Source organism: Kitasatospora sp. NPDC092948, assembly GCF_044754805.1.
Classification (GTDB): Bacteria; Actinomycetota; Actinomycetes; order Streptomycetales; family Streptomycetaceae; genus Kitasatospora.
The window spans coordinates 1-11,329 of the sequence record NZ_JBIVPU010000029.1 but is presented as its reverse complement, the minus strand read 5'-3'; the positions used below and the strand labels follow the sequence as shown (position 1 = coordinate 11,329).

Sequence of the window (11,329 nt, the reverse complement as noted above, 5' to 3'; positions counted from 1 at the left end):
CTCCCAGCGCCACCCGGGCAATCCCCGGAACAGCGACACCGAACCGAACACCGGACAAGGGCGGGGCGCAGCGGGGCTCGGCACCGGGCGGCCAGAACGGCCACCAGAGCGGGGCAGGGCGCAGCGGGGTGCGCCGGCCTCGGGCGGCCAGCACGGGCACAGGCACAACGGCTGGACGGCAAGACGGGCACGGACAGGCCGCCGACGGCCGGGACCGGCGCAGCGGGACGGCCTGACGGCCGACCAGAACGACGACCAGGAGCCGGGGCTGCGGGACAGCGCGGCGCGGCACCGGACGGCCCGGACGGAGTGCCGGAGCAGCGGGGAGCCACCGAGGCCGGCCGTCAAGGCCGGCGGACCGGCGCCACCCGGCGCAACACGAAGTGCAACACGCCCACCCACCCCCGCTCCAGACCACATAACACCAGTTCAGACCCGCAACACCGCCCCGCGTTGCACCCCGCCGCACCCCCGCGTTGCACCCCACCACCGGCCACCCGGCCGCCACCCGGCCGCCGAACACCACCACCAGAACCAGACCGCCCGGGAAGGCCGGCCTTCCCGGCGGCCACCGCCCGGCCGTACCCCGCCGCCCAGGACAACGCCTCGGACAGCGGCCAGGACCACCAGCACCCGGCGGTCGTCGACACCACCGAACAGCAGCCGCGGCCCCGGGACGGCGGCGCGGCCCGGACGGCGGCGCAGCACGGCGGGACGGCGACGGCGGCAGCACACACCCGGACAGCGGACGGCCGCCCCACCCGCACACCGCCCCGGCGACACAACACCGGCCAGACCCAGCAGGCCCGGGACCGCGACACAGCACGGCCGGCACGGACACGGCCACCGGGGACGGCCACCGAGGACGGCGGGCACGGCCACCGAGAACGGCGGACCCGGCCCGGGAAGAAACCGAACACCAACCCCCGCCACCACCCCCTGACCCGCAAAACCGACCCGAATCCACACCACCCAACGACCAATCCAACAAAACAACCCAACGAAATACCCGGCGGAATTCAACCCCGAAAACCACCCACAACACCCCACCAACCCCCGAGCGGCCCCGACCCCACCCCCCAACCCCACCCACCACCACACACAGTCACCAAACCCCGCCCCGACCAGACACCCGCCACCACCCCAACAGGCACAACCAAAGGTCCAGACAACCAGCCGTGCGAGGCCATTTCGCGCCCCACACCACCAACAGGTCACACCCGGGTGGCTGGGCTACTTCTCTCCGTCGCTCGCACGCGCGGCTCAACGCCAGGCATCCGCTGCTTCCGCGCGGGCCTGCTTCGCTGCCCGCTCGGCCAGGCGGGCAGGGCAGAACTCCTCCCCCGTCCGGTGGTTCACCGCCCGGCGCAGCTCGCGGCCGGCGGGCCAGCAGGAGCCGCGGGCGTGGCGGTGGCGGCGTACCGCCCGGGAAGGCACGTCCAAGACGGCCGACGAAAAGACGAGCACGTTCGACCGGAGCCTGGCGGCGCTCGCCCAGTACCGGGAGCGAACCGGGTCGATGACCATCCCCCGGCCCACGTCGAGGAAGTGGCCGAAGGCGACGGCGGCACCGTCGAGGTGAAGCTCGGGGCGTGGATCTCCAACACCACGACCCGCCGGGCCAAGCTGACCGGCGCCCAGCTCGACCAGCTCGCCGCGCTCGGCCTCGACTGGGCACTGACCCGCCCGGCCCGCTGTGCCCGCTGGAGGCGCTCCAAGGCGTCTGTGACTGCTCTGCCCGCCGTGTTCGAGGAACGACGGGCAGAGCAGTCTTCGCCTCCTCCAGCGACCCTCCAGGGCCGCCCCCACCACGCGCGGCCGGCACCAGCCGGACGCAGAAGAAAAAGGGCCCGCCGCAGGCGCCGGACCCTACCGACCAACGACAACTGCCACTACAACTACAAAGACAAAGAAGAAGGAAGGAAGGGTTGTCGGGCCGGTGAGTTCCGCCTTGACGCCCTCTCACCACCCGCTCTGACCTGCGGATCAGCCCAGTTTCCGGGCGCGGCGGGCGGGAGGGGCGGCCGCTGGTTGGCGCACGGGTTCTCACCACCCGTTGCCGGGCCGGTGAGAACACCCGTTGTCGGATCGTTGCCGCCAGGGCCTTCTCTGGTGAGAAATCCGGTGAGAACCGCGGGCTTCCATGCGGTACCCGCTGCCAGCAGGGCGGCGGGCACCGACCTTGAAGGAGCCCTCGATGGCGATGCCGCCCGAGATCGACCACGCCGTGGTCGCCGCGCTGTACCAGTTCCGGATGGCCACCGCCGAGCAGCTGCGCGTCCTGCACACTCCGGACGCCGGGATCGAGCAGATGCGGCGGCGCCTTCGCCGGCTGCACGAGGAGGGCCTGGTGGACAGCGTCGTCCTCCCGCAGGCCGGGAAGCTGCAGGCGTGGTTCCTGACCGAACGCGCCGTGAAGATCGCCGCGACCTTCCCCGAGCTGGAGGGTGTGGCCTCCCCTCCGCTGCCCGAGGACAAGAGCGCGGCACGGCTGCGGCTGGGCCACGTCCTGGCCGTCGTGCGCACCCACGTCACGTTCGTGGCCGGCGCCCGCGCGCAGGGGGACGAGTGCGCGCCGCTGGACTTCCTGCCCGAGGTCTACCACCGCTTCGGCGAGGCCCCGGGCGGGGCGTTGATCCCCGACGGCCTGCTGCACTACTCGAAGAAGAAGCCGAACCGGGTCCTGCACCGGGCGTTCGTCGAGGTCGACCGCGGCACCATGTCCAGCGAGAAGCTCGCCGCCAAGCTGATCGCCTACGCCCGCTTCCACGAGCACCACCCGGTCCCGGCCCACCTGCGGCGCACCTCGCACTCGCAGAGCGTGCTGCCAGCCTGGCAGCAGCACTACCCGGCCTTCCCCCGGCTGCTGTTCGTCCTGGCCGACACCGGCGAGCGGGCCGCCCTGCGCCGCCTGCGCGACATGCAGGCCGTCGCCGCCGCCCACCCGATGGTCGAGCGGATGCTGACGTTTCAGCGCGTGAAGGCCGGCGCGGCCCGCCTGGCCGACCTGGAGCAGCACGGCGTCAACGCCCCGGTGTGGGACTCCATCAGCGACCCCGCGCGGGCCCGGTGCGGGGCCTGGGAGTTGTAGTCCTGCCCGGCGGTCCGCCCCGCCGGGCAGCCCCTGACCGCTGGGCGGGCATCAAGGTGCCCGCCCCCGGCATCAAGGCATCCGTCAAGGTGGCCGGGCCTCTCTCCAAGGTTGGAGAACACCTTGACGCCCCGCCTTGGCGGGGGCCGTTACGTGATCGTTGCCGCGAGGGGGGTGGATCGCCAAGGGATCCGCCAAGGTGTGCCGGGTTCCCTTCGGCGACCGCGCGGAGCACCCGGCCCCGCGCCCGTCGAAGGGCACCGTGATGACCGGCACGACGAGCACGACCAGGGCGACCGGGGCAACCAGGGGCAGGGCGCGGACCGGGGCGGAGCCGGACAGCGAGGCGCGGGAGGTCGAGATCTCCTGGGCCGTACTCGCCTCCCTGTTCCAGTTCCGGATCGCCACCGCCGAGCAGCTGCGGCAACTGCTCGCCCCGGACCGGAGTATCGAGAAGATGCGCGGTCGGCTGCGGCGGCTACGGGACGAGGGGCTGGTGGCGGAGCTGGTGCTGCCGCAATCCGGCCGGGCGAAGGGCTGGTTCCTGACCGAGCACGGCGCCCGGATCGCCGGGGCGTTCCCCGAGCTGGCCGAGGTGCCGGCGCCGCGGATGCCGGGGGATGCGACGGCGTTCAAGTACACGCTGTGGCACCAGCTGGCGGTGGTGAGCACGCACTTGGCGTTCCTGGCCGGCGCCCGGGCACGCGGGGACAGGTACGGGCCGTTCGACTTCATCCCGGAGGTCACCCACCGCTTCGCCGAGGGCCGGGACGGCTCGGTGCGCCCGGACGGGCTGCTGTTCTACGGCGTCAACGAGCCCGACGGCGGGGTGGCGCGGCTGCGGGCGTTCGTGGAGGTCGACCGCGGCACGATGGGCGCCGAGCGGCTGGCGTCGAAGCTGAACGCCTACGCCCGCTACTGGTCGACGAAGACGCTCCCGGCCGGGATCCGCGCGGGCACCGTCGCGGCCGAGCAGGACGGCCGGGTGCCGCTGTGGGAACGCCGGTACGTGCGCTTCCCGCGGCTGCTGTTCGTCCTCACCGGCACCGGCCGGGTCGGCTTCGACAACCGGGTCGACGAGCTCCAGCTGTACGCCCAAGACCGGCACGTCGCCAAGATGCTCGCCGCTGTTCCGGCCGCCGCCGCCAGCCTCGAGGACCTCCAGCAGTACGGGCCGAGCGGAGAGGTCTGGTACCCGCTGGCGGACCGCCAGGCCGAGCCGGTCGGCTTCGACGAACTCACCCTGCCCGGCGCCGGCTGATCGCGGACCGTGCGCACCTTGATGGCCGCCCCGGGCCTTCGGGGCGGCCACCAAGGTATCTGCCCCGCTCACCAATGCTTTGACCTGCGACGTTATTTCGCCGTGATCCGGCTTCCAAGGTTCCCGTCGATGCCTGGAGGACCATCAAGGTGTTCCGGCCCAGGGCCTGGGGCGGGCATCAAGGTTCCCCGCCCCCATCCGGTGCGGCCATCAAGGTGCCGGCGCCGATCCGTCAGGGAATCCTGACAACACGGTGGGCAGGGAGCAATCCCCTCAGCAGTGGTGACGCCGCTCCGGCCCGCCCCGCCCAGCACCGTGCTGCGATCCGGGATCGCAGCGCTCTGACCTGGGCCGGTGAGCCCGCACCGGCGCGTCCGTACCTTGGTGACGGTCCCTGCGGCGGCCGCCAGGGCGCCGGGAAGAGTGGCGTGGCAGTGGTTCTGACCTGCGGTATCAAGGTATCCGTCGAACGTTCCGCGGCGGGCCAGGTCCGCGGCTGGTCGCCGAACGCTTGGCTAGGGCGAAAGCCTGTTGCCCACCGATCCTTCGACGCCGCAGAATCGGGCCGGACGGCCGAGGTTGTGGTGTCCGGCGAAGTTGTCGGCGCGGGTTCGGCCGGGCTTATGCGGGTGTAGCTCAACGGTCCAGAGCAGCCGTCTCTGATTAAGCGGCAGGCTGGGGGTTCAAGTCCCTCCACCCGCTCTCTGCCTGCAACTGTCTGTCAGGAAGTTGGTGAGGGCCCGTCCCTGGGGACGGGCCCTCACCAACCCTGGCGGGATGCCGGTCAAACGCGGGACGGGACCCTGTCGGCGTCGATCAGCCCCTGGTCCAGAGCTTGGCGTACCAGCAGGGCGGCCTGGTCGATGGTGGTGACGACCTTCGGGCGGGTGCGGTCGGCGGCGTCGGTGAGGAGGCGGCCGTCGACGACCACGACCCAGCCGGGCAGTCCGGCCAGGCCGTGCTCGGCCCAGGCGAGCGCGCGGCCGGCGCGCCGGACGTAGAACAGGCCCGGGGCCTTGGTCCAGCCGGCGATGTCCCAGCCGGGCCGGTCGACCAGCACGCTGATGTTGCGGACCAGGTCGAAGCGGCCCAGGCCCCGCAGGAACGGCTCCGGGGGCACCTTCAGCGAGCCCTCGGGCCGCCGGCGGGCGGGGGTGGGGGCGGTCGGCGGGATCTGGACGATCTGCTGCTCGTCGGCCTGGTCGTCGGGTTCGAGGACGTCGTCGTCGTGGTCGTGCCGCTCGGCCTGGTCGTCGTCCCACAGGTGGATGCGCTCGCGCATCCGGCGGCGGATGCGCTCGTCCTGGTCGGCGTCGGGCCAGCGGGCCTTGTCCCGGATCTCTTGGCCGGCACCGTAGATGCGCTGGCTGTAGGAGGGCAGCCGCGCGGCCAGTTCCTTGAACGCGGCGGCCGGGTCGGCGCCGGCCTCGATCTCCAGCAGGAAGGCGGTCAGCTTGCGGCGCAGCGCGTCGGCGGTGCCAGGAGGCGCTGGCCGTCCTCGCCCCAGCGCTCGCCGTCGGCGGCCCAGGTGCTGACCACCGGTGCGGCAGGCGCGGCGGGCTGCCCGGCGGCCGGAGCAGATACAGATACAGGGGCAGGGGCGGGGGCGGGCGCCGGCGATGCAGCTTCCGCCGCTGCTTTCTTGGCCTTGGCCTTGGCGTGGTCGACCTTGCTGCGGCAGGCGCGGGAGCAGTAGGTCCGCGGCCGGGTGCGGGACGGCGGGACCGGCGTCTCGCAGCCGGGCCGGGCGCACTTCGCAGCCGCAGGCGCGCCGTCGGTCGGCTGGTCGGTCGCGGTGGCCTGCGGGACGCTGTCCATGCCGGGGATGGTAGCCGCCCAGGTCAGCGGCCGTCCGGGGTTTCGCCCCGCATACCTTGATGGGGCGTAACCCGGGACGGGGCGTAACCCGAACCTTGGGGGCCGGGGCGCGGGGGCGAATCCGAACCTTGGTGGGGCGAATCCCGAACCTTGGGGGCCGGGGCGCGGGGGCGAATCCGAACCTTGGTGGGGCGAATCCCGAACCTTGGTGGCCGGGGCGCGGGGGCGAATCCGAACCTTGGTGGGGCGAATCCCGAACCTTGGTGGCCGGGGTGCGGCGGGCGGAGTGCAGCGCAGATCGGGGGTGTGCAGCATGTGAAGGCTGCGGTCCGGGCGGGCGCGCTGCAAAGTACAGCGGTGGCCGGCGGTGCAGCGCCGCACCGGTCGTCGCGCGGCGCTGCGCAACGCCGGGTGCGTTGCGCAGGGCTGCGCAATCCGGCTCTGCGCATGCGCAGAGCGGGATGGGCCGAGGTGCCGCTGTGAAACGGGACGGCAGCCGGTGCGAGTGCGGAGTTCGGCCGGCGGGCCGGGCGCTGCGCACGGCCGGCTGAGGACTGCGCGCGGCATCGCAGCGCCCTGACCTGCGACGGAAAGGTTCGGGTGGGGCGAATCCCGAACCTTGGCGGGGCGTAACTCGGCGATTCGCAGCGGATCTGCCCGGGTGCGGCGGTGCGCCTGCGCGGGCCGTCGCAGTCGCACCTCCGCGCAGTGCGCACGGGATGCGCTGCGCAGGAGTGCGTTGCGCAGCCGTACGCACTGACCTGTGGCGGTGAGTTTCGACGGGGCGGAACCCACCGGCCCGGGGCGAACCAGTCGGCGATTCGGGGCGAAACTCACCGGCTGCCCGTGCCCTTCCCCGCCTTCGGCGAGTTGGCCGGTCATGACGAACGTGACCGTCCTCCCGCTGCCCGAACAGGTCGCCGAGGACCAGGAGCAGCCGGAGCAGCAGGAACAGCCGGAGCGCGGGCGGCAGCACGCGGAGAACACGTTGTTCTCCGAGGCGGCGGAGGCGGGCCGGCTGGCCGCCGCGTGGGTGCGCGAGCTCGCCGAGCGGCAGGCGGAGGAGCCGCACCGGATCATGCTGAAGCGGGCCGCCGACGCCGTGGAGCAGGCCTGCGGGCAGGAGGTCGTGCCGGACGGCGACGGGCTGTTGAGCGAGGAGCTGGCGTACGACCTGTCCGCGAACATCATCACCGGCAACCCCTACACCGAGGAGCTGCCCGATCTGTCGGCGGGCGAGCGGATCGCGCTCGTGGCGGTCTGCGCGCTGGCCGCGGCAGCGCCGGCGGTGGTGCTGGGCGATCCGGGGCGCGAGGTGCCCGTCCTGGTCGCCACGATGGACGCCGCAGTGGCATCCGGACGGGCCACCCGTCTGCCGGGAGACAGGTAGTCAGGAAACGGCGCCACCTGGTGCTCGCCCGGCTACAGTCCCGCTCCATGACCGATCCCTCCCGGCGTACCTCTGCGGACGACGACGCGCTTCTGGAAAGGCTGCGTGCTCTCGCCTGGGGCGCGAAAGGCGCGGGCATCACCCGCGGCAGTCTCCCGGATCAGCCGTTCCCCCCGATCACGACAGCCGAGGTCGAACAGGTGGAGCGGGAGCTCGGGTACGAGCTGCCGCTCCTGCTCCGGCGCATCTACACCGAGATCGGCGACGGCGGCTTCGGCCCGGAAGGCGGCCTCGCCTCGCTGACACCGCGCCGCGTCCCGGAGCGGTACCAGCCGGGCTGGCCGCTCGCGACCTCCCCTCGCACCCGGTATCCGGAGTGGGGGCCACCGGCGTCATGGCTCTTCCTGACCGGTGGCGGCTGCACCATGCAGTGGCACGTCTCGCTGATAGCGGTCGACAACCCGGTCCTGCTCTGGGACGCCGACGGCTGGGAACCCGACTGGGGCGAGAACCCCCACGACGGCCTGCGCTACGCGGCACCGTCGCTACGTCAATGGCTGTGGACCTGGGCTGACGGAGGCGACGTGTGGGACGAAGTACTCAAGATCCTGTAGGCGCTTCGGTCAAACTCACCTGTCAATCAGTCAAGGTCGTTTGTCAGAGGTCAGCGACGGGTCAGTGGGCCGGTGGCCGGCGGGTTGTCCCAAGTCGAGCGCGGAACGCCGCTACCTGGGGAAAAGGCCTGGGACTGTCCTAGCAAAACAGGCATTTCCGGCGTGCTGGGACGGTGCTGGGACAGGGTTGTCCCAGCCCGGATCAGGCGGTGGTGCCCTGCGCCGAGGGCAGCCATGGCGCCTTCGGCCAGCGGGCCGGGTCGCTGTGGTCGCCCATCGCGGTGGTCAGCAGGGCGGCAGCAGCGCCGTCGGGGTCCGTGTCGACGGGCAGGTCGAGGCGGGCCAGGACGAACGGCAGGTCCGGGTGGGCCTCGTGGTCCCAGATGAACGACCAGCCGTCCCGCTGGTGCCAGTGCACGGTGAGCAGCAGGTCGGCGTCGCAGGCGTCCGGGTCGCCGTCGGGGTTGTGGGCTCCGGCGCCCAGGTCGAGGCGGGCGGCCAGCGCGCCGTCCGGGCCCTGGTCGAGGAGCCGGCCGCCGGGGCCGCGGCCGGCGGCTTCGAGCGCGGTGACGACCTGGGCGATGTGGTCGTGGTGGGGCAGGTGCCGGGCGGGGGTCGGGGGCGGTGACGGGCACGGTGCTCTCCCTCGGTTCGCGGCCCGGACCTGTGCCGGGCCTGCTGGGGAAGAGCGTCGCTCCGGCGGCCTGTGGACAGAGCCCGCGACCGGTCCCGAGCACCCGCACCGTCCGGGCCCGTCGCCTTCTCGGCGGCGGGCCCGAATGATGCGGGTGCTCGGGACCGGCTACTCCTCGGCGAGGGGGCGGAGTTCGACGCCGATGCACTCCACGTCGATCTGGTCGGCCACGGCGCGCAGCTCGGCGGCGAAGGACTCGGAGCTGCGGGGCGGTTGGTGCGGGTCGGCGGCGCCGGCGTCCCAGCGGTCGGCGAGGTCGCGCAGCAGGGTGGTGACGGAGTCGGCCGGGATCGTCATCCGGCCGGACAGCATGTCGTGCAGGACGGTGAAGGTGGCGCTGCGGCCGTCGGAGGAGTACACGGGTGTCCTTTCATCAGGGTGTTGTGCGTCGTATGACGCGCAACGCGGAGCGGCCGGGGTGCGGACCTGTCGTCAGGGGCCGGGGCGGGCCTGCGGGTTCGCCGGTGAGGGCCGGCTCCCTCGTGTTCGGGGGCGTTCGGTGCCGGGTCGGGGTGCGGCCAGCTGTCCTGCGGCGCGGCGTTGGTCAGCGAGGATCAGGAGGGTGATGGCGTCGGCGGGGGTGGCGGACAGCAGCACGTGGTCGTCGGCCGCGTCGATGACCTGGTGGCCGTCGAGCAGGGTGCTCCAGGCGCCGGTCTCGGGGTCCCATTGTTCGGCCCAGCCGATGAGGCGGCCGTGCTGTTCGACGCCCTGGACGCCGGGGTGGGCGGGCCAGGTGAGGTGGACCAGGCCGCCGCCGAGGGCGTAGGAGCGGTCCGGGGTTCCGAGGCCTCGCTCGGAAGGTGGCGTCCAGCCGGTGGGGCGGCCGAGCGCGAGGTCGTAGGGGACCGGCACGTCCACCGGCGCCGGGGTTGGCTGCGCAGGGGCGGGAGCGGCGGGCGGGCGGCCCGGCCGTGCGGCGGGGCGGGCGGTGCGGCGGGCCCGGACCGCGCGGTGGAGGAGGTCAAGAGCCTCGCCCGGGCGGTCGGCCACCCGGGGTCGGCCGAGGTCGCCCAGGACGAACTCGCCCGGCCGGCCGGGACGGTGCACGACGGCGGCGTGGCCGCCCCGGCCGTTCCGGCCCCAGGGGCCCATGGGGAGCAGCACGGTCCAGCCGGCGACCGCCCCGTCGTGGAGGAGCAGTTGGAGGCCGGCGGCGTCGGGGGCGGTCCAGGTGCCCAGTTCCAGGCCGTCGCCGATGGTGATGCCCAGGTCGTCGATCCGGTCCGGGTCGCCGTGCCGGGTGCGGGGGTCGGCGGCGGCCGCGCGCAGCACTTCCGCGTCGGTGCGCAGGGCCGGCCGCGGCACGGTCGCCGTCGGGGCGGGGACCGAAGCCGGAGTTTCGTTGCCGCCACGGAACGCGTCCGGTTCGCTGCCGGGTACGGCGGAGGCCCGGTCCGTGTCGGCGCGGGGGCCGGGAGCGGCCGCGCCGGGGGTTTCGTTGCGTGCCGCGGCGACCTGGCGTTCGGCGAGGGAGAGGAGGACGGCGACCGCCTCCCGCAGCCCGTCGAGAGCGGCCTGCGGGTCGAGATCCATGTCGAGGGCGGTGGCGAGGTTCACCGCGTGGGCCACCACGCCGTCCGCGGCCGACCGGTAGGCCCCCTGGCGCGGCGACTCGTCCGTCGCCTCGGGCCCGGTCCGGCCGCGGCGATGGGCTCGGCTGCGGCACGTCGGCCCGCAGAACACCACCGGACGCCCCGTCGACTTCCGTTGCAGTTCCGTTCCGCACTCCCGGCACACCGGCGCGGGCACGTCCACATCGAGCAGCGACGGCTGCTCCACCCGGCGCGCGAGCCGGCCCTGATCCACAGTCACCCGCACACCCTAGACGTTCCGTTGCCGCACAACGCAACGCAACGCCGCACAGTCCGGCCCGCACATCCCGCGCACCCCGGCAGGCAGCGGCATTCGACGGTTCCGTTGCCGCCACGAAACCGGCGCCGCCGCCACCACAGGCCCCAACGGATCTCGTTCCGTTGCGGACACGAAACCGAAACCGGCCGGGCCTCACGAGCCGGCCGCCATTGGCCACCGCCGCGCCGCACGCGCGAAGATGGGCCGGGTGACCAGCACCCCGCCCCCGCACCGCGGCATCAACGCCCTGATCATCCCCTCCGCCCGGCCCGCAGCCGACACCCCGGGCGAGCGCGCCGCCACCCAGCTCCTGCACCTGCGCACCGCCGCCGTCCCCGTGCCGCTCCTCGCAGCCGCACTCGAACTGATCGCCCCTCAGCTGCAGGACCCCGACCCGGCCACCCGCGACGCCGCCGCCGACATCCACGCCCGCCTGACCGCCGCCATCGAGGACGCCGCGCCCGACCGGTAGCCGGCCAGGTGTCCCAGCCCTGTCCCAGCACCGACACGCATGTCGGCGTACGCATGAAGATGCGCAGCCTGGTACAGGCGAACGTGCACCGATCACCGGGTCCGGAGCGCGGCCGGGCTCATGGCCTGATGCCCT

10 protein-coding genes and 1 pseudogene are annotated in these 11,329 nt (G+C 73.5%); 7 read left to right on the top strand and 4 right to left on the bottom strand.

Annotation, left to right across the window (positions count from 1 at the left end):
• Positions 1 to 2,197 precede the first annotated feature (2,197 nt).
• The 3 genes and pseudogenes from ACIQF6_RS36170 to ACIQF6_RS36160 all read left to right on the top strand — a co-directional run bounded on the left by ACIQF6_RS36170 (position 2,198) and on the right by ACIQF6_RS36160 (position 5,054).
• Complete coding sequence (locus tag ACIQF6_RS36170; protein WP_400903263.1) at positions 2,198 to 3,091, top strand: replication-relaxation family protein; 894 nt, start codon at positions 2,198 to 2,200, stop codon at positions 3,089 to 3,091.
• 265 nt (positions 3,092 to 3,356) lie between these two features.
• Entirely contained in the window at positions 3,357 to 4,352 is a 996-nt protein-coding gene (locus ACIQF6_RS36165; protein WP_400903261.1) for a replication-relaxation family protein, read from the top strand.
• Positions 4,353 to 4,977: 625 nt separating this feature from the next.
• Positions 4,978 to 5,054: pseudogene (locus tag ACIQF6_RS36160) on the top strand.
• Between the two features lie 82 nt (positions 5,055 to 5,136).
• Here the strand turns inward: ACIQF6_RS36160 and ACIQF6_RS36155 are convergent.
• Entirely contained in the window at positions 5,137 to 6,105 is a 969-nt protein-coding gene (locus tag ACIQF6_RS36155) for a hypothetical protein (protein WP_400903258.1), read from the bottom strand.
• 945 nt (positions 6,106 to 7,050) lie between these two features.
• Here ACIQF6_RS36155 and ACIQF6_RS36150 point away from each other — a divergent pair.
• Both ACIQF6_RS36150 and ACIQF6_RS36145 read left to right on the top strand, forming a co-directional pair.
• Positions 7,051 to 7,560, top strand: a complete 510-nt coding sequence (locus ACIQF6_RS36150; protein WP_400903257.1) for a hypothetical protein — start codon at positions 7,051 to 7,053, stop codon at positions 7,558 to 7,560.
• 47 nt (positions 7,561 to 7,607) lie between these two features.
• The gene (locus ACIQF6_RS36145; protein ID WP_400903255.1) at positions 7,608 to 8,174 is read left to right on the top strand and encodes an SMI1/KNR4 family protein; all 567 of its coding nucleotides are present in this window, start codon (positions 7,608 to 7,610) and stop codon (positions 8,172 to 8,174) included.
• Between the two features lie 202 nt (positions 8,175 to 8,376).
• On the opposite strand, the gene ACIQF6_RS36140 is transcribed toward ACIQF6_RS36145, so the two are convergent.
• Positions 8,377 to 8,592: a hypothetical protein gene (locus ACIQF6_RS36140; protein ID WP_400903253.1), complete on the bottom strand. Its 216-nt coding sequence runs from the start codon at positions 8,590 to 8,592 to the stop codon at positions 8,377 to 8,379.
• On the opposite strand from ACIQF6_RS36140, the gene ACIQF6_RS36135 reads away from it, so the two are divergent.
• A complete protein-coding gene (locus tag ACIQF6_RS36135; RefSeq protein WP_400903251.1) occupies positions 8,581 to 8,802 on the top strand; it encodes a hypothetical protein in 222 nt (73 codons plus the stop codon). The genes ACIQF6_RS36140 and ACIQF6_RS36135 overlap by 12 nt on opposite strands.
• Before the next feature lie 174 nt (positions 8,803 to 8,976).
• Here the strand turns inward: ACIQF6_RS36135 and ACIQF6_RS36130 are convergent, their stop codons facing one another.
• Positions 8,977 to 9,228 (bottom strand): hypothetical protein, encoded by a 252-nt coding sequence (locus tag ACIQF6_RS36130; RefSeq protein WP_400903248.1) that lies wholly within the window; start codon positions 9,226 to 9,228, stop codon positions 8,977 to 8,979.
• A gap of 72 nt (positions 9,229 to 9,300) precedes the next feature.
• Entirely contained in the window at positions 9,301 to 10,683 is a 1,383-nt protein-coding gene (locus tag ACIQF6_RS36125) for a hypothetical protein (RefSeq protein WP_400903245.1), read from the bottom strand.
• A 247-nt stretch (positions 10,684 to 10,930) separates the two neighbouring features.
• Between ACIQF6_RS36125 and ACIQF6_RS36120 the strand changes: the two genes are divergently transcribed.
• Positions 10,931 to 11,194, top strand: coding sequence for a hypothetical protein (locus tag ACIQF6_RS36120; RefSeq protein WP_400903242.1), 264 nt, complete (start codon positions 10,931 to 10,933; stop codon positions 11,192 to 11,194).
• The last annotated feature ends 135 nt before the right edge of the window (positions 11,195 to 11,329 follow it).

What these genes read in the sequence shown, in the direction of transcription:
- ACIQF6_RS36150 (WP_400903257.1), top strand. Translation starts at nt 7,051, where the DNA reads ATGACGAACGTGACCGTCCTCCCGCTGCCCGAACAGGTCGCCGAGGAC.
- ACIQF6_RS36145 (WP_400903255.1), top strand. Translation starts at nt 7,608, where the DNA reads ATGACCGATCCCTCCCGGCGTACCTCTGCGGACGACGACGCGCTTCTG.
- ACIQF6_RS36170 (WP_400903263.1), top strand. Translation starts at nt 2,198, where the DNA reads ATGGCGATGCCGCCCGAGATCGACCACGCCGTGGTCGCCGCGCTGTAC.
- ACIQF6_RS36165 (WP_400903261.1), top strand. Translation starts at nt 3,357, where the DNA reads ATGACCGGCACGACGAGCACGACCAGGGCGACCGGGGCAACCAGGGGC.